This window comes from Arthrobacter sp. CJ23, from assembly GCF_024741795.1.
Classification (GTDB): Bacteria; Actinomycetota; Actinomycetes; order Actinomycetales; family Micrococcaceae; genus Arthrobacter.
In genome coordinates this window covers 2,545,273-2,569,530 of sequence record NZ_CP102950.1, presented here as the reverse complement: position 1 = coordinate 2,569,530, position 24,258 = coordinate 2,545,273, and the positions used below count along the sequence as shown (strand labels likewise).

Sequence of the window (24,258 nt, the reverse complement as noted above, 5' to 3'; positions counted from 1 at the left end):
TATGTTGCGTTGGTTGACTGCCGGTGAATCCCATGGTCCGGCTCTGATCGGAATTATTGAAGGCGTCCCTGCCGGTGTGGAACTCACCAGCGGGCAGATCCGTGATGCCCTGGCGCGTCGCCGCCTCGGCTATGGCCGTGGTGCCCGGATGAAGTTCGAGCAGGACGAAGTCACCGTCATGGGCGGTGTCCGCCACGGCTTGACCCAAGGTGGCCCCGTTGCCATCCAGGTGGGCAACACCGAATGGCCCAAGTGGGAGCAGATCATGTCTGCCGACCCCGTGGATCCCGAACTCCTCGCCGATCAGGCCCGCAACGCCCCGCTGACGCGTCCGCGCCCCGGCCACGCGGACTTCACCGGCATGCAGAAGTACGGCTTCGACGAAGCCCGTCCGGTCCTGGAACGGGCCAGCGCCCGCGAAACGGCCACCCGCGTGGCCCTGGGCACCGTTGCTTCGCAGTTCCTCAAGCAGCTGGGCATTGAACTCGTCAGCCACACCGTCTCCATCGCCAGCGTTGCAGTCCCCGAAGGCCGGCCGCTGCCGATTCCCTCGGACGTGCTGGCCCTCGACGCCGATCCCTTGCGCTGCTTTGACCGCGAAACCTCGGACGCCATGGTGGCCGAGGTGGACGCGGCCCACAAGGAAGGCGAAACCCTGGGCGGCGTGGTGGAGGTCCTTGCCTACGGTCTCCCGCCAGGACTCGGCAGCTACGTGCACTGGGACCGCCGCCTCGACTCCCGCCTCGCCGCCGCCCTCATGGGCATCCAGGCCATCAAGGGCGTGGAGGTCGGCGACGGCTTCCTGACCGCTGCCCGCCGCGGTTCGGCCGCCCACGACGAGATCCTCAGGGACGAGACCGGCAGGATCGTCCGCAAGACCAACCGCGCCGGCGGCATCGAAGGCGGCATGAGCATCGGCGAGGTCCTGCGGGTCCGCGCCGCCATGAAGCCCATCGCCACGGTGCCCCGCGCCCTGCGCACCATCGACATCAGCACCGGTGAGGCAGCCAAGGCGCACCACCAGCGTTCGGACGTCTGTGCCGTGCCGGCTGCCGGCGTGGTGGCCGAAGCCATGGTGGCACTTGTCCTGGCCGAAGCCGTGGCCGAGAAGTTCGGCGGCGACTCCGTGGCCGAGACCTCCCGCAACCTGCAGAGCTACCTGGCCAGCATCCCGGCAGCCCTGGACTCGGTCGGCCACTAGTGGTCCGCATTGCCCCGGCCGGTACTCCCGGCCGGCCCGTGGTGCTGGTGGGACCAATGGCGGTCGGCAAGTCGGCCATCGGCCAGCAGCTCTCCCAGCAGCTGGGGGTGCCGTTCGTGGACACGGATGCCGTGATCGTGGAAGGCCACGGCAGCATCGCCGACATCTTCGCGGGACGCGGCGAGCACGCCTTCCGCGAGATCGAGGCCCGCACTGTTGCCCGAGCCATCGAGACCGGCAAAAGCAACGGCTCGGTGATTTCCCTCGGCGGCGGGGCCGTCCTTGACTCGGGTACGCAGCAGCTCCTAGGAGAGTGCACCGTGGTGTACCTCGAATGCGACGCCTCAACCGTCGCCGAGCGCATCGCCCGTAATACAGGCCGCCCGTTGCTCGCCGGCGATGCCATGGCACGCTGGGAAGCGCTGTTCGCGGCCCGTCGTCCCGTGTATGAGCGCCTGGCACACATCATTGTCGACGTCCGGTCCGGAACCGTGGCGGAAATTGGCCTCCACTTGGAGGAAAGGCTGCTCCAGCATGCGGCCTTGACGAAGGAAGTTGAAAAGTGAGCAACGAAGCAACCGTCATCAAAGTGACCGGCCAGTCCGCCAACGAGAACTACGACGTCGTGGTGGGCAACGGCCTGCTCGGCAGCCTTCCGGCCGCACTGGGAGAGCGCGTGCGCCGTGTGCTGGTCATCCACCCCCGCGCCCTGCGCCTGACAGGCGACACCGTCCGCGACGAGCTCGAAGCGGCCGGCTTCACGGCGCTGACCGCGGAAATCCCGGACGCCGAGGAAGGCAAGCACATCCAGGTGGCGGCCTTCTGCTGGCAGGTCCTGGGACAGAACGACTTCACCCGTTCCGATGCGATCGTGGCAGTGGGCGGCGGCGCCGTCACCGACCTCGCCGGCTTCGTCGCGGCGACGTGGCTGCGTGGCGTCAAGGTCGTCCACATGCCCACCAGCCTTCTCGGCATGGTGGACGCATCCGTGGGCGGCAAGACCGGCATCAACACGGCGGAAGGCAAGAACCTGGTGGGTTCCTTCCACCCGCCCGCGGCCGTGCTCGCGGACCTGGACACCCTGCAGACCCTGCCGAAGAACGAACTGATTTCCGGCATGGCCGAAGTCATCAAATGCGGCTTCATCGCCGACCCGGCCATCCTTGACCTGGTGGAACAGACCCCGGACGCCGTCACGGACCCGGGCTCCGCCGTCGTGCGTGAACTGATCGAACGCGCCATTGCCGTCAAGGCAAAGGTGGTTTCCGAGGACCTCAAGGAATCCGGCCTGCGCGAGATCCTCAACTACGGCCACACCCTCGGCCACGCCATCGAACTGGTGGAGCGCTACTCCTGGCGCCACGGCGCTGCCGTGTCCGTCGGCATGATGTTCGCGGCCGAACTGTCCCGCAGCGTGGGGCGCCTTTCCGACGCCGACGCCGACAGGCACCGCACCATCCTCGAAGGCCTCGGCCTTCCCGTCACCTACCGGCGCGACCGCTGGCAGGGCCTGCTGGACGGCATGCGGCGCGACAAGAAGTCGCGCGGCGACCTGCTGCGCTTCGTGGTGCTCGACGGCGTCGCGAAGCCCGGAATCCTCGACGTTCCGGACACCTCGCTCCTGTTCGCGGCCTACCAGGAGATCGCATCATGACCGCCACGTGCAACGAGTCCATCAGCGACTGGCCCACCGCCGGCTTCCCCGGCGTGCGGATGAACCCGGACACCCTGCTGCCTGTTGTGGTTGACGAAGACGTGCTGGAAGCCGCCCTGGCCGATTCCGTGGACCCGGCGGACCGCATCATGGCCCTGCTCCTGGAAGGCCAGGCCAAGGAAGCCGCGGAACTGCTGGCCGAGGCACGGTACAAGGACCCCGAATCCTTCAGGCTGCGGATCTTCGAAGCCGAAGTGCACCGGGCAACCAACCGCTTCGACCGCGCCACGCAACTGCTCCGGCACCTCATCAGCGAAGTGCAGGGAACGCAGCGTGAAGCGATCGTGCACCAGTACCTGGGCCGGGCCTACTTTGTCAGCGGCAACGCCGGGGCGGCGGCCGAGTCGTTCACCAAGGCACTGGACCTTCGCGTGGCTTTCGCCGCCGACGCCTCGCTCATCTATTCCTCTGCGGTGGCCCTGCAGCGCGCCCGGAACGTGCTCGAACTCGCCTCCTGACGGGCATCCTGAAACGCCTCCTGGCGGCCCCTCGGCGGCCGCATCGCAGGCCACTGCCCAATTGCCGGTAGAATGGTTCTTGGATTTTTGATAAATACGCGCTGGCGGGCCGTTTGGCAAGCTTGCTTGGCATAAACGGCTGGCAGACAGAACCAGCGAAAGAAACCTGAGGATACGAGTGGCAACCACAAACGACATCAAGAATGGAACCGTCCTTAAGCTTGAGGGCCAGCTCTGGAACATCATCGAGTTCCAGCACGTCAAGCCTGGCAAGGGCGGTGCCTTCGTTCGCACCAAAATGCGCAACGTCATGTCCGGCAAGGTAGTCGACAAGACCTTCAATGCCGGCCTCAAGATCGAGACCGCCACGGTTGACCGCCGCGACTACCAGTACCTGTACCAGGACGGCGAAGACTTCGTCTTCATGGACACCCAGGACTACGACCAGATCCACGTTTCTGGCGCAACGGTAGGCGATGCCACCAACTTCATGCTCGAGAACCAGATGGTCAACATCGCCATCCACGAGGGCACCCCGCTCTACATCGAACTGCCTGCAAGCGTCGTTCTCGAAATCACCTACACGGAGCCGGGCCTGCAGGGCGACCGCTCCTCGGCCGGCACCAAGCCTGCCACCGTTGAAACCGGCTACGAGATCCAGGTTCCGCTGTTCGTTGAGCAGGGCACCAAGGTCAAGGTCGACACCCGCGACGGCAGCTACCTGGGCCGGGTCAACGACTAGTGAGTGCCCGCGGTAAGGCCCGTAGCAGGGCCCTTGAAGTTCTCTTCGAGGCGGAGCAGCGCTCCGTCTCGGCTTTCGATGCGCTCAAGGCGCGTCGGGAGGTGACGGATCTGGTGATCAATCCCTATACAGTGGAAATCGTTGAGGGCGTTGTTTCCATGCAGCCCACCATCGACGAATTCCTCGAGACCTATGCCCAGGGCTGGACCCTGGAACGGATGCCGTCCGTTGACCGGATCATCCTGCGCATCGGCACCTGGGAACTTCTCTACAATGACGAGGTTCCGGACGGCGTTGCCGTCAGCGAAGCGGTGGCACTCGCCAAGGTGATGTCCACGGACGAGTCGCCCGCCTTCATCAACGGCCTCCTCGGCCGGCTGCAGAAGCTCAAGCCGTCCCTGCTCGCCTAGGCATCGCTACAGTGCAGGCGAACACACGACGCTGAAACCGCAAGAGGGCCCGTGGCCGCAGGAAACTGCAGCCACGGGCCCTCTTTGCGTATCCACGCGGTGCTCCGTCAGGCGAGGCCCTGAAATTCAGGCGAGGACGGCGGCCCGCAACTGCGGGACATCCACCAGCTGGCGGAGCTCATCATGCTGGTGGATGGGCACGTCCCGCCCGCTCAGGATCCGCTGCCGGGTACAGGCCAGGGCCGTGGCGGCCTTGATGAAGGCGCGCATCTGGGCGGCACGGCCGCTCGATGCGGCCCAGCGGATGGCGGCCTTGCGGCCCCGGACGGTGGCCAGCATGTCAACCTCGGCGGGCGTGAACCAGCCCGCCCGTGCATACTCCAGCAGCCGCTGCCGGGTGAGCTTGCCTTCCGCGAGGCGCAGGAACACGATGCCCAGTGCCGCCATCAGGAAGATCGGGACCTGCACCACGAAGTACTCCACCAGGAAGCCCTCACCCATGCTGTTCCAGCGGTTGTGCAGGAACATGGCGGGAAGCAGGCCGATGAAGAAGGCCAGCACCGAATAGCCCGGGTGCCAGCGCCGCGCCGCAAACCCCATGATGAGCCCGGTGGTGCCCGTGAACAGCGCGTGCGCGAACGGCGACATGACGCCGCGCAGGATGAAGATCCGGACGAGGTCCGTGCCGGGATCGCTGGATTCGGCAATTTCCCGGCCGAAATAGAGGATGTTCTCCGTGAACGCGAAGCCGCCGGCAACCGTGAAGGCGAAGACCACGCCGTCCACGGGACCGTCGAAGTACTTCCTGGCCCCCAGCAGCAGGAGCAGCAGGCCCAGGGACTTGGTGAATTCCTCCACGATCGGTGCCTCCACGGTGGCCATGAAGTACTGGAACTCCGCCTTGTCCGCGGTGGGTGCAGCCAGTACGAAGAGCGGTTGGATCAGCAGTGTTCCGGCGATGGAGACGGCGGCACCCCAGCTGAAGGCGAACCAGAGCAGCCGCTTGGGTTCGGGCTCCCAGCGGTCAATGAGGAACACGGTCAGCAGCACGGCGGACAGGGGGAACAGGGAAGCGATGAAGCCGATCACGAAGCCCGCCACGCCCGTGCTGCCCAGCAGGAAGGGAACCACCAGCAGCAGGCTGAGAAAGGCGAGTACGCCGCCTGCCACCAGCAGGGGCAGGGTGGTCGACGCCGGGAAGCGCCGCCGCGCGGCCTCCGGAGCCGGCCAAGCGGGCTGGGGGAGGGGCGCCGGGTTGCCGGGTGCCGGCTGGTAGTTCCGAGGATCCACGCGGCCCATCCACGTGGGATTCGCGCCGGGCTCCAGGTAGGGGCGGGGATAGGGCCGCGGACCGCCGTGATGCCCGGGTTGGTTCATCGTCATGGCCACGAGCCTATGCGCCGGAATCACCGGATCCAAGGCGGCGCGGCCTTGGGTGCCGGGCTCCGGGAGGCGCCGGGGATGTGACCTTAAGCGCAGTGCCCGGGGCGGGCTTCGGGGCTTCCCCGGACGGCCATTGTGGTAGTTTTGTGGGGCAATGTTCCTTTTTTAATTCCGTCCCGTGAGGCGGGGAAAGGGGAGACGAGCGATGACTGAAGTCACTTCAGCGCAGCTGCCGTCGCGGGTTGTACTCAACCAGGCCGACATCGACCGTGCGCTGACTCGTATCGCCCATGAGATCCTCGAGTCCAACAAGGGCTCCCAGGACCTGGTCCTGCTGGGCATCCCGCGCCGCGGCTATCCGCTCGCCGTGCGCCTCGCCAACAAGATCGCCGCCGCAGACCCTTCGGTCGACGCCGCCGCGATCGTCGGCCAGCTCGATGTCACCATGTTCCGTGACGACCTCTCGCACCAGCCCACCCGGCCCCCGCACCACACCCGGCTGCCGTTGTCCGGCATCGACAACAAGGTTGTTGTCCTGATCGACGACGTCCTCTACTCCGGGCGCACCATCCGCGCGGCCCTCGACGCCCTGGTGGACATCGGGCGCCCGCGCATCGTGCGCCTCGCCGTCCTGGTGGACCGCGGCCACCGCGAACTGCCCATCCGCGCGGACCACGTGGGCAAGAACCTGCCCACTTCCTCCTCGGAAAAGGTCCGCGTCCACCTTGAGGAGCTCGACTCCGTGGACGGCGTCCCCGTCAACGAAGTAGTGATCGAGGCCGGCGCATGAAACACCTGCTCTCCACCGAAGACCTCAGCGCCGTGGACGCCATCCGGATCCTGGACACCGCCGAGGAAATGTCCGCCGTCGGCGACCGCGAGGTCAAGAAGCTGCCGGCCCTGCGCGGCCGTACCGTGGTGAACCTCTTCTTCGAAGACTCCACCCGCACCCGCATCTCCTTCGAAGCCGCCGCCAAGCGGCTCTCGGCGGACGTCATCAACTTCGCCGCCAAGGGTTCCTCGGTTTCCAAGGGCGAGTCGCTCAAGGACACCGCCCAGACCCTCGCGGCCATGGGCGCCGACGCCGTGGTCATCCGGCACTGGGCCTCCGGCGCCCCCCACCGTCTCGCTGCCACGGACTGGATCGACGCCGCCGTCATCAACGCCGGCGACGGCACCCACGAACACCCCACGCAGGCCCTCCTGGACGCCTTCACCATGCGCCGGCACTGGTCGCAGCTCAACGGCACGGCGTCCTCCGGTGCGGACCTGCGGGGCATGCGCGTGGCGATCGCCGGCGACGTCCTGCACTCCCGCGTGGCGCGCTCCAACGTCTGGCTGCTCCGCACCCTGGGTGCGGACGTCACGCTCGTGGCACCGCCCACGCTGCTGCCGATCGGCGTCGAGCACTGGCCCTGCAAGGTCAGCTACAACCTGGACGAAACCCTCGCCGCAGGCGTGGACGCGATGATGATGCTGCGGGTCCAGGGAGAGCGCATGAACGCCTCCTTCTTCCCCTCCACCCGCGAATACTCGCGCCGCTGGGGCTTCGATGACGCCCGCCTGCGGGCCTTGGATGACCTTGGCCTCAAGGACACCATCATCATGCACCCCGGCCCCATGAACCGCGGGCTCGAGATTTCCTCGGCCGCCGCGGATTCGCCCCGGTCCACCGTCCTGGCGCAGGTGCGCAACGGTGTGTCCGTCCGCATGGCCGCCCTGTACCTGCTGCTCTCCGGGGATTCCCGCGAACCAGCCACCACCAATGCTGCAAACCAGCCCAGCAAGGAGAGCCACTGATGGCAGAGAACACCTACCTGATCCGCGGAGCAGCCATTCTTGGCGGCGCCGCCGAGGACCTGCTGATCGCTGACGGAGTCATCGTCGAACGCGGCGCCGGAGCAGCCACCCACAACGCCGCCGCAGGCGCCACCGTCATCGAAGCCGCCGGCCTGGTGGCCCTTCCCGGCATGGTGGACGTGCACACCCACCTGCGCGAACCCGGCCGCGAAGACGCCGAAACCGTCGAGACCGGCACCCGCGCCGCAGCACTCGGCGGGTTCACCGCCGTGCACGCCATGGCCAACAGCAACCCCGTCGCGGACACCGCCGGCGTCGTGGAGCAGGTCCACAGCCTGGGCCGCGCCGCCGGCTGGGTGGACGTCCGTCCCGTCGGCGCCGTCACCGTGGGCCTGGCCGGCGAGCAGCTCGCCGAGCTCGGCGCGATGGCCGACTCCCGCGCCCAGGTGCGCATGTTCTCCGACGACGGCATCTGCGTCCACGACCCCGTGCTGATGCGCCGCGCCCTGGAATACGTCAAGGCGTTCGACGGCGTGGTGGCCCAGCACGCGCAGGAACCCCGCCTCACCGCCGGGGCCCAGATGAACGAAGGCGCCGTCTCCGCTGTGCTCGGCCTCGCCGGCTGGCCGGCCGTGGCCGAGGAAAGCATCATCGCCCGCGACGTCCTGCTCGCCCAGCACGTCGGCTCGCGCCTCCACGTCTGCCACGTCTCCACCGCCGGATCCGTCGAGATCATCCGCTGGGCCAAGGCACGCGGCATCAACGTCACCGCCGAGGTCACCCCGCACCACCTGCTGCTTACCGACGACCTTGTCCGCAGCTACGACCCCGTCTACAAGGTCAACCCGCCGCTGCGCACCGACGCCGATGTCCAGGCCCTGCGCGCCGGCCTCGCCGACGGCACCATCGACGTGGTGGGCACCGACCACGCCCCGCACCCGAGCGAGCACAAGGAATGCGAGTGGGCGCAGGCCGCCATGGGCATGACCGGCCTTGAGACCGCCCTGTCCGTGGTCCAGGCGACCATGATCGAAACCGGCCTGATGGGCTGGGACGACTTCGCGCGCGTCACGTCCGTCACCCCGGCCGTCATCGGCCGCGTGGCAGACCAGGGCCGCCCGCTCGAGGCCGGCGAGCCCGCCAACCTCATCCTCGTGGACCCGGCTGCCCGTTGGACCGTGGATCCCCATAAGATGGCGACCATGGGCCGAAACTCACCGTTCAAGGGCAAGGAGCTGCCCGGCGCCGTCGTGGCCACGTTCTTCAGGGGCCACCCGACCGTCCTGGACGGCAAGCTCAACACCCCCTACCGCTACCCGGATGCCGCCGGGGCAGTCAGCGGGAACTGATGGACAACCAGACCCTGACCATGCTCATCACGGTGCCGTTGATCGTCATCGTCCTGGCCATGATCTGGTGGGGGTGGCGGAACCGGCTCAGGCGGCAGTCCGACGTCGAACACCTCCCCGAAGTGCCGGCGCAACTGAGCCCGGCCGCCGTCGTCGTGGACGGCCAGTACGTGGCCACCACCACGGCGGGCGACTGGCTTGACCGGATCGCCGTGCAGGGACTGGGCATCCGCAGCAACGCGGAACTGAGCGTGCACGCCGAGGGCGTGCTGTTCGACCGCCCGGGTGCCGCGCCGGTGTTCATCCCCCGTGCGGCCCTGGAAGGCAGCCGCCAGGACAGCGGCATGGCCGGCAAGTTCGTCGAAAAGGACGGGCTCGTGGTGGTCAGCTGGAAGCTGGGCAGCCGCGGGCTGGACACCGGCTTCCGGGCCCGGCACGCGGCCGACAAACAGCCCCTCCTCGACGCCCTCCAAGAATTGACCTCCGCAGCCCCTCAGGCAGATGCCGATAGTGGAAAGTAACAAAGTGACGGATAGTAACGAAGTGACCACAGCCAACCCAGCCCCCTCCACAGCAGCCGTTCTGGTTCTGGAAGACGGCCGCATGTTCCGCGGACGCAGCTACGGTGCCCAGGGCACCGCCCTGGGTGAGGCGGTCTTCGCCACCGGCATGACCGGCTACCAGGAGACCATCACCGACCCCTCCTACGCCCGCCAGCTCGTGGTGCAGACCGCACCGCACATCGGCAACACCGGCGTCAACAGCGAAGATGCTGAATCCCGCCGCATCTGGGTTGCGGGCTACATCGTGCGCGACGCCGCCCGCCGCCCCTCCAACTGGCGTTCCGAGCGTTCGCTGGACGAAGAGCTCGTCGAGCAGGGCATCGTGGGCATCCAGGGCGTGGACACCCGCGCCATCACCCGACACCTGCGCGAGCACAAGACCATGCGCGCCGGCATCTTCTCCGGCGACGCCGCCACCGGCGCCGACCAGGAGCTGCTGGACATCGTCCTGGCCAGCGCCCCCATGGAAGGTGCCAGCCTTGCCGAGGAAGTCAGCGTGGACGAGGCCTACATCGTCGAACCCAAGGACCACGGCTGGGTCGGCGAGCCCAACTTCACCATCGCCGCCATCGACCTCGGCATCAAGGCCATGACGCCCATCCGCTTCGCCGAACGCGGCGTCCGCGTCCACGTCCTGCCGGCCACCGCCACCCTGGACGAGGTCAAGGCAGTCAACCCGGACGGCTTCTTCATGTCCAACGGCCCCGGCGACCCCGCCACGGCCGACCGCCAGGTCTCGCTGCTGCGCTCGGTGCTGGACGAAAAGCTGCCGTACTTCGGCATCTGCTTCGGCAACCAGATCCTCGGCCGCGCCTTGGGTTACGGCACCTACAAGCTGCGCTACGGCCACCGCGGCATCAACCAGCCCGTCATGGACCGCCGCACGGGCAAGGTGGAGATCACCTCCCAGAACCACGGCTTTGCCGTGGACGCGCCGATGAACGGCGCCACCGTGGCCCCCGAGTCGCGGTACGGCCGCGTCGAGGTCAGCCACGTCAGCCTGAACGACGACGTCGTGGAGGGCCTCGCGTGCCTCGACATCCCCGCCTTCTCGGTCCAGTACCACCCCGAGGCCGCGGCCGGTCCGCACGACGCCGCGTACCTCTTCGACCGCTTCATCGCGCTCATGGCCGAGACCAAGTCCGGCGCCGCAAACACCACCGAAACCAAGACTGAGGACACGAAGTAATGCCCAAGCGTACAGATCTCAAGAGCGTCCTTGTCATCGGTTCCGGCCCGATCGTCATCGGCCAGGCAGCCGAGTTCGACTACTCCGGCACCCAGGCGCTGCGCGTCCTCAAGGAGGAGGGCCTCCGCGTCATCCTCGTGAACTCCAACCCGGCCACCATCATGACGGACCCCGAGTTCGCCGACGCCACCTACGTCGAGCCGATCACCCCCGAGGTCGTCGAAAAGATCATCGCCAAGGAGCGCCCGGACGCGATCCTGCCGACCCTGGGCGGCCAGACGGCCCTCAACACGGCCATCGCCCTGGACAAGAACGGTGTGCTGGAGAAGTACAACGTGGAGCTCATCGGCGCCAACATCGCCGCCATCGAACTCGGCGAAGACCGCGAAAAGTTCAAGGGCGTCGTGGAACGCTGCGGCGCCGAGTCGGCCCGCAGCCACATCATCCACACCATGGACGAGGCCCTCAAGGCCGCCGAAGACCTGGGCTACCCGATGGTGGTCCGCCCCTCCTTCACCATGGGCGGCCTGGGCTCCGGCCTGGCGTACAACGAAGACGACCTGCGCCGCATCGTCGGCCAGGGCCTGCAGTACAGCCCGACCTCCGAGGTCCTGCTCGAAGAGAGCATCCTCGGCTGGAAGGAATACGAGCTCGAGATGATGCGCGACAAGAACGACAACGTCGTTGTGGTCTGCTCCATCGAGAACTTCGACCCCGTAGGCGTCCACACCGGCGACTCCATCACCGTTGCCCCGGCCCTGACCCTGACGGACCGCGAATACCAGCGCCTGCGCGACATCTCCATCGCCGTCATCCGCGAGGTGGGCGTGGACACCGGCGGCTGCAACATCCAGTTCGCCATCGAACCGGACACCGGCCGTGTGGTGGTCATCGAGATGAACCCCCGCGTTTCGCGCTCCTCGGCGCTGGCCTCCAAGGCCACCGGTTTCGCCATTGCCAAGATCGCCACCAAGCTCTCCCTGGGCTACACCCTGGACGAGATCCCCAACGACATCACGCAGAAGACGCCGGCGTCCTTCGAACCGACCCTCGACTACGTCGTGGTCAAGGTTCCGCGTTTCGCCTTCGAGAAGTTCCCGGCAGCGGACCCCACCCTGACCACCACCATGAAGTCCGTGGGCGAGGCCATGGCCATGGGCCGCAACTTCACCGAGGCCCTGCAGAAGGCGCTCCGCTCCCTGGAACAGAAGGGCTCCCAGTTCGACTTCAGCCCGGTGCCGGAATACGAAGTCGCCGAGCTGATCGAGAAGGCCAAGCGGCCCACCATCGAGCGCCTGTACCAGGTGCAGCGCGCCCTGCTCGGCGGCGCCACCGTTGAGGACCTCTACGCCGCCACCAAGATCGACCCGTGGTTCCTTGACCAGCTGGTGCTGCTCAACGAAACCGCCCAGGAGATCCGCGGCTCCAAGACCCTGACGCAGGACATGCTGAAGAACGCCAAGCGCCACGGCTTCTCGGACGAGCAGATCGGTGCCCTGACGCACAACACCGAGGCCGTTGTCCGAGGTGTCCGCCAGGCCCTGGGCATCCGCCCCGTCTACAAGACCGTGGACACCTGCGCCGCCGAATTCGCCGCGTACACGCCGTACCACTACTCCTCCTACGACGAGGAGGACGAGGTTGCGCTGCACGCCAAGCCGTCCATCCTGATCCTCGGCTCCGGCCCCAACCGCATCGGCCAGGGCATCGAGTTCGACTACTCCTGCGTCCACGCCTCCATGGCGCTGCGCAAGGCCGGCTACGAGACCGTCATGGTCAACTGCAACCCGGAAACCGTCTCCACGGACTACGACGTCTCCACACGCCTCTACTTCGAACCGCTGACCCTTGAGGACGTCCTTGAGGTCATCGCGGCCGAGGAACGCACCGGCGGCGTCATGGGCGTCTTCGTGCAGCTCGGCGGCCAGACCCCGCTCAAGCTCGCCCAGCAGCTGGCCGACGCCGGTGTGCCGATCCTGGGCACCTCGCCCGAGGCGATCGACCTCGCCGAGCACCGCGGCGAATTCTCCCGCGTGCTGGACAACGCCGGACTGATCTCCCCGAAGAACGGCACCGCCGTCTCCTTCGAGGACGCCAAGAAGATCGCCGACGAAATCGGCTACCCGGTCCTGGTCCGCCCGTCCTACGTGCTCGGCGGCCGCGGCATGGAAATCGTCTACGACGAGGCCAACCTGTCCCGTTACATCGCCAACGCGACCGAAATCACCCCGGACCACCCGGTCCTGATCGACCGCTTCCTGGAAGACGCCGTCGAAATCGACGTCGACGCACTCTTTGACGGCACGGACATGTACCTCGGCGGCATCATGGAACACATCGAGGAAGCCGGCATCCACTCCGGCGACTCCGCCTGCGTCCTGCCTCCGATCACGCTGGGCAACGACGTGATCGAGCGCGTCCGCACGGCTACCCGCGCCATCGCCGAAGGCGTGGGCGTCTGCGGCCTCATCAACATCCAGTTCGCGCTGGCCTCCGATGTGCTCTACGTGCTGGAAGCCAACCCCCGCGCCTCCCGCACGGTGCCGTTCGTGTCCAAGGCCACCGGCGTCCAGATGGCAAAAGCCGCGGCCCTCATCGGCACCGGCGTGACCATCCACCAGCTCCGCACCGCCTACAAGATGCTGCCGGAAACCGGCGACGGCTCCACCCTGCCGCTGGACGCGCCGGTCTCCGTCAAGGAAGCCGTGCTGCCGTTCAGCCGCTTCCGCACCCCGGAAGGCAAGGTGGTGGACTCCCTGCTCGGCCCGGAAATGCGCTCCACCGGTGAAGTCATGGGCATCGACAAGCACTTCGACACCGCCTTCGCCAAGAGCCAGGCCGCGGCGAACAACGCGCTGCCCACGGAAGGCAAGATCTTCGTCTCCGTCGCCAACCGGGACAAGCGGGCGGTCATCATGGCCGTCAAGCGCCTCTCGGACCTCGGCTTCGAGATCGTCTCCACCGGCGGCACCGCCGACGTCCTGCGCCGCAACGGCATCCAGGCCAGCACGGTCCGCAAGGTCGCCGAGGGCAGCAGCGCCGAGGGCGAAGGCACCATCGCCGATCTCGTCATTGCCGGTGAGATCGACATGGTCTTCAACACCCCCTCCGGTGGCGAAGCCCGCAGCGACGGCTACGCCCTGCGTGCCGCAGCAACGTCCATCGGCATCCCCTGCATCACCACGGTGGCCGAGTTCAACGCGGCGGTGCAGGCCATCGAAGCCATGCGCACCTACGAATGGTCCGTCACCAGCCTGCAGGAGCACGCCGCCAACCTGACGGCCTCGCAGAACGCAGCCGCACAGAATGCGGCCGTGCAGAATGCCTGAGGGCACCACTGAGCGGCAGCCGGCCCGGGAGACGTTCGGCTCCCGGCTGGCCGCGGCCATGGCCGCGAGGGGTCCCTTGTGCGTGGGCATTGACCCGCACCCGGGCCTCCTGGCGGACTGGGGACTGAACGACGACGTCGCCGCGCTGGAGCGCTTTTCGCTCACGGTCGTGGAGGCCGTGGCTTCGCTCGCTGCCGCGGTGAAGCCGCAGGTGGCGCTCTACGAACGGCACGGCTCCGCCGGCATGGCCGTGCTTGAGCGCACCCTGGCGGCGGCTGCCGACGCCGGCGTGCTGAGCATCGCCGACGCCAAGCGCGGCGACATTGGCTCCACCATGGCGGCCTATGCCGATGCGTGGCTGCGCGACGGCTCGGCCCTGGCCGCGGACTCGGTCACCCTAAGCCCGTACCTGGGCTTTGAATCCCTGCGCCCGGCCCTGGACCTCGCCGCCGAATACGGCCGCGGCGTCTTTGTGCTGGCGCTGACCTCCAACCCGGAGGGCAAGTCGGTGCAGCATGTGGGCGGCGCGGATTCCGTGGCCCGCCGGATCGCGGCTGCGGCCGCCGTCGAGAACCAGCGGTACACCGGCAGCCTGGGCTCGGTAGGGCTCGTGGTCGGTGCCACCATCGGCAGTGCGCTGCAGGACCTCGACGTCGACCTCGGCGCCGTCCGCGGTCCGCTCCTGGCCCCGGGGCTCGGTGCCCAGGGCGCCACGCCGGCGGATCTGCGGGCGACCTTCGGGACCGCCTACCCGTCCGTGCTGGCGACCTCCAGCCGGGGCATCCTGGCCGCCGGACCGTCCCTGGCCGGTCTTCGTGCGGCAACGCAGGAAACCCTGGACGGACTGCTCGCGGCCTGACTCCTTCACGCAACGCGGGGTCACTTACAGCCCATCCGGGCCGCCCTCATGGGCCGTAAGTGACCCCGCGTTGCTTTGTCCCGGGCTGGGTGCCACTGCGCAGGCTTTTTCATTGCGCTGCACAGTGCTAGGCGGTAGCTTCGGGAGCAGTCCACATTGCCGGGCCCGGTGTCCGGCCGGAGGGGAGAAGTGTCCGTGAGCCTGAAGGCATTGACACCGCAGGAGCGTTCAGACGCCCTTGAGAAGGCCGCCAAGGCCCGGGCCGCCCGTGCGGCGGCCAAGGAACGCCTCAAGCGCGGGGAACTGAGCATCGCGGAACTCATCCGGAGCGGCGCCAGCGACGAAGCCATTGCCCGCATGCGCATCATCGAGCTGTTGGAGGCCCTTCCAGGCATCGGCCCGGTCCGCGCGGCCGCGATCATGGCCGACATCGGAATAGCCTCCTCCCGCCGCGTCCGGGGCCTGGGAATCCACCAGGCCCGGGCGCTGGTAGATTTTATGGATACCCAGTAAAGCGTTTGATGCATCTCCCCGAAGGAATTTGTGAGCAAGAAACCGGGACTGACAGTCCTCGCAGGCCCCACTGCCGTTGGCAAGGGAACCGTATCCACGTATATCCGTGACAACTATCCCGAGGTCTGGCTGTCCGTTTCGGCCACCACCCGTGCGGCGCGTCCGGGCGAACAGGATGGCGTCCACTACTTCTTCAAGTCCAGGGAAGAGTTCGAGTCCCTTGTGGCTGCCGGCGAATTCCTGGAGTGGGCCGTGGTGCACGGGCAGAACACCTACGGAACGCTGAAGAGCACGGTGGATGCTGCAATCGCCGAGGGCAAGTCCGTGCTGCTGGAGATCGACCTGCAGGGCGCACGCCAGGTCAAGGCGGCCGTGCCGGACGCCACGTTCGTCTTCCTGGCACCGCCCACCTGGGAGGAAATGGTCCGCAGGCTCGTTGGCCGCGGCACGGAAACTCCGGAAGAACAGCAGCGCCGCCTGGAAACCGCTAAACTGGAACTTGCCGCTGAACCGGAGTTTGACCACACCGTCATCAATGACGACGTACGCCGGGCAGCGGACGAGCTTGTTTCACTCATGGGTCTTACCCCGCACGGGCGCTAAAGCGCCTGCACCTGTCGGACCGCTAGAATTTGGAGATTTCGTGTCCACGAACCTTGAAGGCATCATCAACCCGCCGATCGATTCGCTGCTTAAGGCTGCCGATTCAAAGTACGGTTTGGTGATCTTCGGCGCCAAGCGTGCGCGCCAGATCAACGCCTACTACGCCCAGCTGCACGAGGGCCTGTTCGAGTACGTCGGCCCGCTGGTCGACACCAAGCTGAACGAGAAGTCGCTCTCCATCGCCCTGCGCGAGATCAACGAGGGCATGCTGGTTTCCACCCCGATCGAACCCGCAGAATAAGCAGACTGCTGCTGACGGAGGTCACGTGCGCATAGTCCTCGGAGTCGGGGGAGGGATCGCAGCCTACAAGGTTGCATCGCTCCTCCGGCTTTTTACTGAAGCCGGCCACAAGGTGACGGTCATCCCCACGGAGGCTGCCACCCGATTCGTCGGGGTCGCCACCTGGGAAGCCCTCTCCGGAAACCCCGTCAGCAACAGCGTCTTCGACGACGTCGAGAAGGTCAACCATGTCCGCCTGGGGCATGAGGCCGATCTCATCGTCGTCGCGCCTGCCACGGCGGACCTGCTGGCGAAGGCGGCCACCGGCCAGGCCGGGGACCTGCTCACCAACACCTTGCTCATGGCGCACGGGCCGGTGCTTTTCGCTCCGGCCATGCACACCGAGATGTGGCAGCACGCCGCCACCCAGGCCAACGTCGAGACCCTGCGCAGCCGAGGCGTCACGGTCCTGGAACCCGCCACCGGCAGGCTGACAGGCGCCGACTCGGGTCCGGGCCGCCTGCCCGAACCCGAGGCCATCTTCGCAGCGGCGCTGGCCTTGGCCGGCCCCGCTGCGGACTCCGGCGCTGCGGACTCCCGTGCTTCGGAAGCGCCCGCAGGAGCCGGTCCGCTGGCCGGCCGCACGGTCACGATCTCCGCAGGCGGAACACGCGAGGCCCTGGACCCCGTGCGTTTCCTGGGCAACCGCTCCTCCGGCAAGCAGGGCGCCGCGCTGGCCGCTGCCGCCCTTGCCGCCGGTGCGCACGTCAGGTTCCTGGCCGCACACATGGACGTCCAGCCGCCTGCCGGCGTCGAACTTGTCCGCGTTGAATCGGCCCTTGAACTGCGGGAGGCGGCGCTGCAGGCGGCGGCCGGCTCCGATGTCGTCATCATGGCGGCCGCCGTGGCGGACTTCCGCCCGGCAGAAGTCTCCGAGACCAAGATCAAGAAGTCCGACGACGAGGAAGCACCTCTGGTGCGCCTGGTCCGGAACCCGGACATCCTGCACGAGCTGGTGGAGCGCAGGAACGCCGACGCCGGCAAGCAGCTGATCGTCGGTTTCGCCGCCGAGACCGGCGATGCACAGGGCAATGTCCTCGAACACGCCGCGGCCAAGCTCAAGCGCAAAGGCTGCGACCTCCTCGTGGTGAACCACGTCGGCGTCGGCCGCGTTTTCGGCCAGGACGAGAACTCCGTGGTCATCCTGTCCGGCCACGGCGCAGAACCGCAGTCGGCCTCCGGCTCCAAATCCGATGTCGCCGCCGCCGTCATTGACCGCGTCAGCGACGAACTGAGCCGAGTCTTCCCGGCGCCCTAGGCGCGGACGCACCACGGTTTCTTAGCACAGGGACACACGGCAGAGGCTGCCGGCCCGCGACCCAGTAAGGTAGTCGAGTGACTTTACCGCTGCACCATGAATCCCACCGGACCCAGACCAAGCTCCGCCTCTTCACCTCGGAGTCGGTCACTGAAGGGCACCCGGACAAGATCTGCGACCAGATCAGCGACGCTATCCTTGACGCGCTGCTCGCTGCCGACCCCGAGTCCCGCGTGGCCGTTGAAACCATGGCCACCACGGGCCTGGTCCACGTGGCCGGCGAGGTCACCACGGACGCCTACGTGGAAATTCCGCAGATTGTCCGCGAGACGATCCTGGGCATCGGCTACGACTCCTCGGCCAACGGCTTCGACGGCGCCCGCTGCGGCGTGTCCGTGTCGATCGGACAGCAGTCCAACGACATCGCCGGCGGCGTCTTCAACTCCCTCGAGGCCCGCGAAGGCCGCCAGGAAGACGACTACGACCTCCAGGGCGCAGGCGACCAGGGCATCATGTTCGGCTACGCCAGCGATGAGACCCCCTCCTACATGCCTGTCCCGATCTGGATTGCACACCGCCTGTCCGAGCGCCTCACCGAGGTCCGCAAGAACGGCGAACTCGCCTACCTCCGCCCGGACGGCAAAACCCAGGCCACCATCGGCTATGACGGCGACCGTCCGGTTTCCGTTGAGACCATCGTGATCTCGAGCCAGCACGCCGAGGGCACCAGGCTGGAGCAGCTGCGCGCCGACCTGGCCAGCTACGTGATCGATCCCGTCCTGGCGGCCTCCAATCTGGACATCTCCCGCACGGCCAACATCCTCAACCCGGCCGGCGCCTTTGTCATCGGCGGACCCGTCGGCGATGCGGGCCTGACCGGCCGCAAGATCATCGTGGACACCTACGGCGGCTTCGCCCGCCACGGTGGCGGCGCCTTCTCCGGCAAGGACCCGTCCAAGGTGGACCGTTCCGCGGCCTACGCCATGCGCTGGGTGGCCAAGAACGTGGTTGCCGCCGGTCTCGCCAAGCGCGCAGAAATCCAGATCGCCTACGCCATCGGCCAGGCCCGCCCCGTCGGCACGTACGTTGAGACCTTCGGCACCGAAACCGTCGACCCGGCCAAGATCAGCGAGGCCATCTCGGAGATCTTCGACCTCCGTCCCCGTGCCATCATCGATGCCCTGGACCTCAAGCGTCCCATCTACGCCAAGACCGCTGCGCACGGCCACTTTGGCCGTGACGAGCCCGACTTCACGTGGGAGCGCCTGGACCGGGTTGCGGAGCTCAAGGAATTCTTCAACGCCTGATCCCGAACGGTTCCGCAAGGCGCCAATATTGTCGGTGGCGTGTGCTTTTCTTGAATCAAGAACCCCGCAGCGGGGCAGGCCCCATATGGGAGCTCAGCCCGCTGCGGGGGCACAGCCCGTCCCATGACTGACAACCCGGGGAGGTGAATCCATGGCAGAGCCAATCCTGCAGCCCTCCCTCCTTCTGGGTTTCCCCGAGCCGCAGCGGCCCGCGTCCGGGCCGCCCTTGGCCACCCGTGACCCTGTGGCCCGCGTGCTGCTGGAATCCCCTTTGCCGCACCTGGACAGGCCCTTCGATTACAGCGTCCCGGCCGAACTTGATGCGGCAGCGGCAGCGGGCGTCCGCGTCAAGGTGAAGTTCAACGGCCAGGAACTCAACGGCTACATTCTCGAACGCCGTGGATCCTCCGACGCCGGCCACCCCCTCACGCCGCTGCACAAGGTCGTTTCCCCCGTGCAGGTCCTCACGCCGGAACTGGCCGCCCTCGCGGGTGCGGTGGCAGCCCGCTACGCGGGGACACTCAGTGACGTCCTGCGCAGCGCCATCCCGCCGCGCGTTGCCAAGGTGGAGAAGGAACTCCTGGCGGGGGAGCCGGCTGCCGAAGCCTCGGAGCCGGGTCCTGTGCCCCACGTCCCGGATGCCTCAGCCTGGGCCATGTACGGCAACGGGGCCGCGTTCCTGCAGCACCTTGCCGCCGGCGGCTCGCCCAAGGCCGTCATGACCGCACTGCAGGGGTTCGGGCCCGCCGCGTGGCCGGCGCTCGTGGCCTCCGCCGTGGCGGCCGTCCGTTCGTCCGGGCGCGGCGCCGTCGTGGTGGTGCCCGACTACCGGGACCTCGATCAGGTGGAAGCGGCACTCCAGGCCGCACTTCCGGCGGGCGACGTCGCGCGCCTGAGCGCCGACGACGGCCAGACGCCGCGCTACCGCAGCTACCTCCGCCTGCTCAGCGGCGAGGCAAAGGTGGCCATCGGCACCAGGTCCGCCGCCTACGCGCCCGTGCAGGACCTCGGCCTGGTGGTCTGCTGGGACGACGGCGATGACCTCCACATCGAACAGCGGGCACCCTACGCCCACGCCCGCGAGGTCCTGTTGCTCCGTGCCGGGCAGGGCGATGCCGCCTGCCTCATGGCCGCCCACAGCCGGAGCACCGAACTGCAGCGGCTCGTCGAAAGCGGCTGGGCCGCACCCATCGAGGCACCCCGCACCGTGCTCCGTTCCACCGTTCCCCGGGTACTCAACACCGCGGACAGCTTCGAACAGGAACGCGATCCGCTCGCCCGGATTGCCCGTCTTCCGGGCGCGGCATGGAAGGCTGCCCAGCAGGGCCTGGAACGCGGGCCCGTGCTGGTCCAAGTGGCCCGCTCCGGCTACGCGCCCTCGCTGGTCTGTGAAACGTGCCGGGAGCCGGCCCGCTGCAACTCCTGCACCGGCCCCCTGGCCATCTCCGGTCCGGCCGGATCCTCCGCCGTGCCGCAATGCCGCTGGTGCTCCACGCCCGCCCCGCAATGGCGCTGCAGCCACTGCAACAGCGTCCGCCTGCGCCGCGGTGCCGCAGGCGTGCTGCGCACCGCCGAGGAGCTCGGAAGGGCGTTTCCGGGCAAGGCCGTGGTCACGTCCTCAGGGGACCACGTCAAGGCGACCGTGCCCGACGCCCCGGCCCTGGTGGTCGCAACGGTCGGTGCCGAGCCTGTCGCGCCGAACGGCTACGCTGCCGCCCTGCTGTTGGACGGGAACTCGCTGCTGCGGCGCGAAAACCTCAGGGCCGGAGAAGACACGGTCCGTCGCTGGTTCAATGCCGCCTCGCTGGTCCGTCCTTCCGCCGAGGGAGGCCTGGTGGTCATCACGGCGGACGACACCACCGCCACCGGCGCCCTGCTGCGTTGGGACGCCCCAGGCTACGCCTCGCGTGAGCTGGCACTGCGCAGGGAACTGCAGCTTCCGCCGGCCGTGCGGGTGGCCTCCGTGACGGGCAGCCCCGCCGACGTCGGGCACTTCACGGAAGCACTGGCCGCCACCGTCACGTTGCGTACTGCAGGGCCGGCCCCGGTGCTGATGTACTCGGCGCCGGCCACGGCACCCGGCCCGGCCGCCGGCACCGCCGCGACCCCGGCCGACGACGCCGAGGTCCGCACGCTGTTCTTCATTCCGTATGCCGGGGCCGCCGCGGCCACCCGGGCCATGCGTGCGGTCAGGGCGGCAAACGCCGCCAAGCGGACGTCCGGTCCCGTGCAGTTGCGGCTCGACGGCGTCGACGTCCTCTGATCCTCTGCTTACGGCCTAGCGGCGCGAGCCGCCACGGCTGCGCAGCGCCACGATTTCCTCGGCCGCCGCCAGCAGCTGCCGGGCCGATTCGTCCCAGTTGAAGTCCGCGGCGCGTTCCACCGATCGCCGCGAGCGGGCCTGCCACAGTTCCTCGTTGCCCAGCTCCTGGACGGCGGCGCTGAAGGCTGCGGGCGACTCCGGATCCACGTAGCTGACGGCGTCGGCGCCGACTTCCCGGAAGATGGGGATGTCGCTGGCAATCACCGGGGTGCCCAGGGACATGGCCTCCACGAGCGGGAGCCCGTAGCCTTCGGCCCGGGACAGGCTGATCAGTGCCGTGGAGCGGAGCAGCAGCTCAGCGTACTCGGCGTCGGTCACGCCGTTGTGGAACTGCACCTTGGCACCGTGCGGCACCATGGGTTCGAGCTCGGCGCGCCGTTCCGGCGTGATGCGGCTGAGCAGGTGCAGCGTGAAGTCCGGCAGCGAGGCCATGCCGCGGATCATGGTTTCCACGTTCTTGTACGGCATGAACGATCCCATGTAGAGCAGCGATTTTTCGGCCCCTGCGGCGGGGTCGCGGGGCTGCTGGGCCGGCTGCGGGGCGTTGCCGACGATCCGCACCGGGCGGCGCGTCAGCCGGTATTTGGCAATCAGGGATTCGGTGGTCCGGCTGATCGTGGCCACCACGTCGGCGCGGTTCAGCAGCAGTCGCTGCGGCCAGAACGCCTTGTGGTACAGGCGCCACAGCAGCCGTATGGGGGCGGGGAGGAAACCTGGCGGGGCGGGGTGTTCGTAGTAGATGAGGTCGTGCAGGGTCAGGATGAGGCCGTAATTGCGTCCCCACGTGCCCATGGTCTGCATCGGGGACACCACCACGTCTGCGCCGAGCGGGTTGACCTTCCGCGCCACGAAGAGCTCCAGCGGGGACAGCGGGCTGTTGACCATGACGTACGGGACGTCGGGCAGCAGGGCCAGCTGGCGTTCGTCGCTGATGAGCATGGTGACGTCGGCAATCCTCGAAGTTGCCGCAATGAGGCTGGAGCCGTAACGGCTGATGCCATCGTGGTGGTCCGTCCGGGTGAAGCGGGCGTCGATGACAATTTTCACGCGGGGTGTTCCTCCAGGAAAGTGCGGATGGCGGCTGCGGCCGGGGCCGGCGTCTCGTAGTGGATCAGATGCCCGACGCCGGGGATGACTTCCAGCGTGCCGTCCGGAAGGCGGTCCAGCAGCTTGTGCTGGTCCGGGAGCATCGCGATCTCGTCCTTTTCGCCGGCGATCAACAGCACGGGGAGCGTGAGCTGCTCCGCGACCTCGGCCACGTTGGAAGAGACGGAGGCGCGGAATGACTCCAGCAGGCTCTTGCGGTCGGCGAAGGCACTGAAGTAAGCGTCGTGCTGCCCATGAACGAAGGCCCGCAGCTGCTTGTCCCGGGTCTTGGCCATGGTGACGCTCATGGCGCGCACAATGGCACGGTTGCGCAGCACCGCCAGCCCGAGGCGGCGGGGAAGCTTCGCGGACACCTGGTAGTACAGGACCGCCAGCTTGGTCATGAGGCCCTTGGGGCCCTCCAGAGCCGGTGCGGCGATCGGGTTGACCAGGATCAGCGGATGGACGGCCCCGGGATGGGTAGCCGTGAAGTGGGCCGCGATGATCGAACCGAAGGAGTGGCCCAGCAGGACGGTGTCCGGACCCAGCCCGAGGGCGGCCATGAAAGAGCTGATGAACGTGCCGTAGCGTTCCACGGTGTGCTCGTCCCGGAGGAACGGCTCGGAGCTGCCGAAGGCGGGCAGGTCCGGCATGATGATGCGCATTTCCGGCAGCTGGTCCACCACCCGCAGCAGGCCGTGGTGGTCGCCGCGGAAGCCGTGGATGACCAGGATGGTGCGGGTCCGCGCCGTGGGGTTCACCGGTTCGTAGCTCCAGTAGGCAACGTTGCTGCCGTCGAGATCCACATCCGAGGCACGGGTGCGCCCCGGCAGGGAGCTGCTGAAGAACCCCTTGGCCGGGGCTTGGGCGGGCTCGGGGGAGTGTGTGGTGTCCACGTGTTCCATTCGAAGGATCCTAGTTCACCCGGATCCTAGTTCACATTGTCCGGGTGCGAGCCTGTGCGGTGGTGCCGTTCCAGTCCCGCGATGCCGTCCATGTCCGCGGTGTCCAACTCGAAGTCGAAAACGTCGAAGTTTTCCTTGATGCGCCCGGCCGAACTGGCCTTCGGAATCACCACATTCCCCACCTGGAGGTGCCAGCGGATGATGATCTGCGCCGGAGTGCGGCCGTGCTTTTCCGCGAGTGCGCCGATGGCCGGATCCGCCAGTACGTGCCCCCGGCCAAGCGGGCTCCAGGCCTCCGTGCGGATGCCCAGCTGCTCGTGGAGGGTGCGCAGTGCGCTCTGCTGGAGCCAGGGGTGGAGCTCGATCTGGTTGACCGCGGGAACCACCTCGGCCTTGTGCATGAGCTGTTCGAGGTGGCCGGGCTGGAAATTCGAGACGCCGATGGCCCGGACGCGGCCTTCGCGGTAAAGCGTTTCCATGGCACGGTACGTTTCCAGGAACAGGCCCCGGCCGGCGCAGGGCCAGTGGATGAGGTAGAGGTCCACGTAGTCCAGCCCCAGATTGGCCATGGAGGAGTCAAAGGCGCGTAGTGTGGAATCGTAGCCGTGGTCATCATTCCAGACCTTGGTGGTGACGAAGATGTCCTGGCGTTCCAGGGAATGCACGCCTTCCCCCGAGCCGCCCGTTCCGCCGCCGTCCGAGGCCATGGCGGTGCCAATGGCACCGCCGATGCCGCGGCCGACTCCGGTCTCGTTGCCGTACATGGCGGCGGTGTCGAAATGCCGGTAGCCCTCGCCCAGCGCCGTGGCCACCAGCGCGGCTGCATCGTTGGGCGGCACCTTGTACAGGCCGAATCCCAGTTGGTCGATGTGTACGCCGTTGTTCAGGGGCAGCCGGGGCGAGGGTTTCATAGCAACGACTTTACC

At 67.7% G+C, this 24,258-nt stretch carries 23 protein-coding genes; 19 read left to right on the top strand and 4 right to left on the bottom strand.

All coding sequences use genetic code 11. From position 1 onward, the window contains the following. Nucleotide 1 precedes the first annotated feature (1 nt). The 6 genes from aroC (at nucleotide 2) to nusB (ending at nucleotide 4,525) form a co-directional block, all read left to right on the top strand. A complete protein-coding gene (gene aroC, locus NVV90_RS11345; RefSeq protein WP_258437408.1) occupies nucleotides 2-1,201 on the top strand; it encodes a chorismate synthase in 1,200 nt (399 codons plus the stop codon). A gap of 56 nt (nucleotides 1,202-1,257) precedes the next feature. Further along, nucleotides 1,258-1,767, top strand: a complete 510-nt coding sequence (locus NVV90_RS11340; protein WP_258437406.1) for a shikimate kinase — start codon at nucleotides 1,258-1,260, stop codon at nucleotides 1,765-1,767. Beyond that, the gene (gene aroB / locus NVV90_RS11335; protein ID WP_258437405.1) at nucleotides 1,764-2,855 is read left to right on the top strand and encodes a 3-dehydroquinate synthase; all 1,092 of its coding nucleotides are present in this window, start codon (nucleotides 1,764-1,766) and stop codon (nucleotides 2,853-2,855) included. Before NVV90_RS11340 ends, aroB begins: the two co-directional genes overlap by 4 nt. Beyond that, on the top strand, nucleotides 2,852-3,373 hold the full coding sequence (locus NVV90_RS11330) for a lipopolysaccharide assembly protein LapB (RefSeq protein ID WP_258437404.1): 522 nt from the start codon (nucleotides 2,852-2,854) through the stop codon (nucleotides 3,371-3,373). The genes aroB and NVV90_RS11330 overlap by 4 nt, the downstream gene beginning before the upstream one ends. A gap of 178 nt (nucleotides 3,374-3,551) precedes the next feature. After that, a complete protein-coding gene (gene efp / locus NVV90_RS11325; protein ID WP_258437403.1) occupies nucleotides 3,552-4,115 on the top strand; it encodes an elongation factor P in 564 nt (187 codons plus the stop codon). Continuing rightward, nucleotides 4,115-4,525 (top strand): transcription antitermination factor NusB, encoded by a 411-nt coding sequence (gene nusB / locus NVV90_RS11320; protein WP_258437402.1) that lies wholly within the window; start codon nucleotides 4,115-4,117, stop codon nucleotides 4,523-4,525. Before efp ends, nusB begins: the two co-directional genes overlap by 1 nt. A gap of 126 nt (nucleotides 4,526-4,651) precedes the next feature. On the opposite strand, the gene NVV90_RS11315 is transcribed toward nusB, so the two are convergent. Continuing rightward, nucleotides 4,652-5,908 (bottom strand): PrsW family intramembrane metalloprotease, encoded by a 1,257-nt coding sequence (locus NVV90_RS11315; RefSeq protein WP_258437401.1) that lies wholly within the window; start codon nucleotides 5,906-5,908, stop codon nucleotides 4,652-4,654. Between the two features lie 205 nt (nucleotides 5,909-6,113). Between NVV90_RS11315 and pyrR the strand changes: the two genes are divergently transcribed. The 13 genes from pyrR to NVV90_RS11250 all read left to right on the top strand — a co-directional run bounded on the left by pyrR (nucleotide 6,114) and on the right by NVV90_RS11250 (nucleotide 21,281). Continuing rightward, the gene (gene pyrR / locus NVV90_RS11310) at nucleotides 6,114-6,698 is read left to right on the top strand and encodes a bifunctional pyr operon transcriptional regulator/uracil phosphoribosyltransferase PyrR (RefSeq protein WP_258437400.1); all 585 of its coding nucleotides are present in this window, start codon (nucleotides 6,114-6,116) and stop codon (nucleotides 6,696-6,698) included. Further along, nucleotides 6,695-7,708, top strand: a complete 1,014-nt coding sequence (locus tag NVV90_RS11305; protein ID WP_258437399.1) for an aspartate carbamoyltransferase catalytic subunit — start codon at nucleotides 6,695-6,697, stop codon at nucleotides 7,706-7,708. The genes pyrR and NVV90_RS11305 overlap by 4 nt, the downstream gene beginning before the upstream one ends. Beyond that, complete coding sequence (locus NVV90_RS11300) at nucleotides 7,708-9,057, top strand: dihydroorotase (protein WP_258437398.1); 1,350 nt, start codon at nucleotides 7,708-7,710, stop codon at nucleotides 9,055-9,057. Before NVV90_RS11305 ends, NVV90_RS11300 begins: the two co-directional genes overlap by 1 nt. Further along, a complete protein-coding gene (locus NVV90_RS11295; protein WP_258437397.1) occupies nucleotides 9,057-9,578 on the top strand; it encodes a DUF2207 domain-containing protein in 522 nt (173 codons plus the stop codon). Before NVV90_RS11300 ends, NVV90_RS11295 begins: the two co-directional genes overlap by 1 nt. Next, nucleotides 9,559-10,809, top strand: coding sequence for a glutamine-hydrolyzing carbamoyl-phosphate synthase small subunit (gene carA / locus NVV90_RS11290; RefSeq protein ID WP_258437395.1), 1,251 nt, complete (start codon nucleotides 9,559-9,561; stop codon nucleotides 10,807-10,809). Before NVV90_RS11295 ends, carA begins: the two co-directional genes overlap by 20 nt. After that, complete coding sequence (gene carB, locus NVV90_RS11285; protein WP_258437393.1) at nucleotides 10,809-14,138, top strand: carbamoyl-phosphate synthase large subunit; 3,330 nt, start codon at nucleotides 10,809-10,811, stop codon at nucleotides 14,136-14,138. The genes carA and carB overlap by 1 nt, the downstream gene beginning before the upstream one ends. Further along, the gene (gene pyrF, locus NVV90_RS11280; protein ID WP_258437392.1) at nucleotides 14,131-14,997 is read left to right on the top strand and encodes an orotidine-5'-phosphate decarboxylase; all 867 of its coding nucleotides are present in this window, start codon (nucleotides 14,131-14,133) and stop codon (nucleotides 14,995-14,997) included. The genes carB and pyrF overlap by 8 nt, the downstream gene beginning before the upstream one ends. Before the next feature lie 195 nt (nucleotides 14,998-15,192). Continuing rightward, entirely contained in the window at nucleotides 15,193-15,510 is a 318-nt protein-coding gene (gene mihF, locus NVV90_RS11275; RefSeq protein ID WP_258437391.1) for an integration host factor, actinobacterial type, read from the top strand. A gap of 30 nt (nucleotides 15,511-15,540) precedes the next feature. Beyond that, nucleotides 15,541-16,113 (top strand): guanylate kinase, encoded by a 573-nt coding sequence (gene gmk / locus NVV90_RS11270; protein WP_258437390.1) that lies wholly within the window; start codon nucleotides 15,541-15,543, stop codon nucleotides 16,111-16,113. A gap of 40 nt (nucleotides 16,114-16,153) precedes the next feature. Continuing rightward, a complete protein-coding gene (gene rpoZ, locus NVV90_RS11265; RefSeq protein ID WP_258437389.1) occupies nucleotides 16,154-16,414 on the top strand; it encodes a DNA-directed RNA polymerase subunit omega in 261 nt (86 codons plus the stop codon). Between the two features lie 25 nt (nucleotides 16,415-16,439). Further along, entirely contained in the window at nucleotides 16,440-17,711 is a 1,272-nt protein-coding gene (coaBC, locus tag NVV90_RS11260; RefSeq protein WP_258437388.1) for a bifunctional phosphopantothenoylcysteine decarboxylase/phosphopantothenate--cysteine ligase CoaBC, read from the top strand. Nucleotides 17,712-17,788: 77 nt separating this feature from the next. Beyond that, on the top strand, nucleotides 17,789-19,018 hold the full coding sequence (gene metK / locus NVV90_RS11255; RefSeq protein ID WP_258437387.1) for a methionine adenosyltransferase: 1,230 nt from the start codon (nucleotides 17,789-17,791) through the stop codon (nucleotides 19,016-19,018). Nucleotides 19,019-19,169: 151 nt separating this feature from the next. Further along, nucleotides 19,170-21,281 carry a primosomal protein N' gene (locus NVV90_RS11250; RefSeq protein WP_258437386.1) on the top strand — a complete coding sequence of 704 codons (2,112 nt, stop codon included), beginning with the start codon at nucleotides 19,170-19,172 and terminating at the stop codon, nucleotides 21,279-21,281. A gap of 15 nt (nucleotides 21,282-21,296) precedes the next feature. On the opposite strand, the gene NVV90_RS11245 is transcribed toward NVV90_RS11250, so the two are convergent. From NVV90_RS11245 to NVV90_RS11235, 3 genes are read right to left on the bottom strand one after another with little or no spacing between them, the layout of a single operon-like run. Beyond that, nucleotides 21,297-22,388, bottom strand: a complete 1,092-nt coding sequence (locus NVV90_RS11245; RefSeq protein WP_258437385.1) for a glycosyltransferase family 1 protein — start codon at nucleotides 22,386-22,388, stop codon at nucleotides 21,297-21,299. Further along, nucleotides 22,385-23,332 (bottom strand): alpha/beta fold hydrolase, encoded by a 948-nt coding sequence (locus tag NVV90_RS11240; RefSeq protein ID WP_258437384.1) that lies wholly within the window; start codon nucleotides 23,330-23,332, stop codon nucleotides 22,385-22,387. The genes NVV90_RS11245 and NVV90_RS11240 overlap by 4 nt, the downstream gene beginning before the upstream one ends. A gap of 26 nt (nucleotides 23,333-23,358) precedes the next feature. Then, nucleotides 23,359-24,243, bottom strand: a complete 885-nt coding sequence (locus NVV90_RS11235) for an aldo/keto reductase (protein ID WP_258437383.1) — start codon at nucleotides 24,241-24,243, stop codon at nucleotides 23,359-23,361. Between the last annotated feature and the right edge of the window lie 15 nt (nucleotides 24,244-24,258).

Coding starts and splice junctions, on each gene's coding strand:
- pyrR (WP_258437400.1), top strand. CDS start 6,114: ATGACTGAAGTCACTTCAGCGCAGCTGCCGTCGCGGGTTGTACTCAAC.
- NVV90_RS11250 (WP_258437386.1), top strand. CDS start 19,170: ATGGCAGAGCCAATCCTGCAGCCCTCCCTCCTTCTGGGTTTCCCCGAG.
- pyrF (WP_258437392.1), top strand. CDS start 14,131: ATGCCTGAGGGCACCACTGAGCGGCAGCCGGCCCGGGAGACGTTCGGC.
- NVV90_RS11315 (WP_258437401.1), bottom strand. CDS start 5,908: ATGACGATGAACCAACCCGGGCATCACGGCGGTCCGCGGCCCTATCCC.
- carB (WP_258437393.1), top strand. CDS start 10,809: ATGCCCAAGCGTACAGATCTCAAGAGCGTCCTTGTCATCGGTTCCGGC.
- NVV90_RS11340 (WP_258437406.1), top strand. CDS start 1,258: ATGGCGGTCGGCAAGTCGGCCATCGGCCAGCAGCTCTCCCAGCAGCTG.
- carA (WP_258437395.1), top strand. CDS start 9,559: ATGCCGATAGTGGAAAGTAACAAAGTGACGGATAGTAACGAAGTGACC.
- aroC (WP_258437408.1), top strand. CDS start 2: ATGTTGCGTTGGTTGACTGCCGGTGAATCCCATGGTCCGGCTCTGATC.
- NVV90_RS11240 (WP_258437384.1), bottom strand. CDS start 23,332: ATGGAACACGTGGACACCACACACTCCCCCGAGCCCGCCCAAGCCCCG.
- NVV90_RS11300 (WP_258437398.1), top strand. CDS start 7,708: ATGGCAGAGAACACCTACCTGATCCGCGGAGCAGCCATTCTTGGCGGC.
- NVV90_RS11330 (WP_258437404.1), top strand. CDS start 2,852: ATGACCGCCACGTGCAACGAGTCCATCAGCGACTGGCCCACCGCCGGC.
- NVV90_RS11305 (WP_258437399.1), top strand. CDS start 6,695: ATGAAACACCTGCTCTCCACCGAAGACCTCAGCGCCGTGGACGCCATC.
- NVV90_RS11235 (WP_258437383.1), bottom strand. CDS start 24,243: ATGAAACCCTCGCCCCGGCTGCCCCTGAACAACGGCGTACACATCGAC.
- NVV90_RS11295 (WP_258437397.1), top strand. CDS start 9,057: ATGGACAACCAGACCCTGACCATGCTCATCACGGTGCCGTTGATCGTC.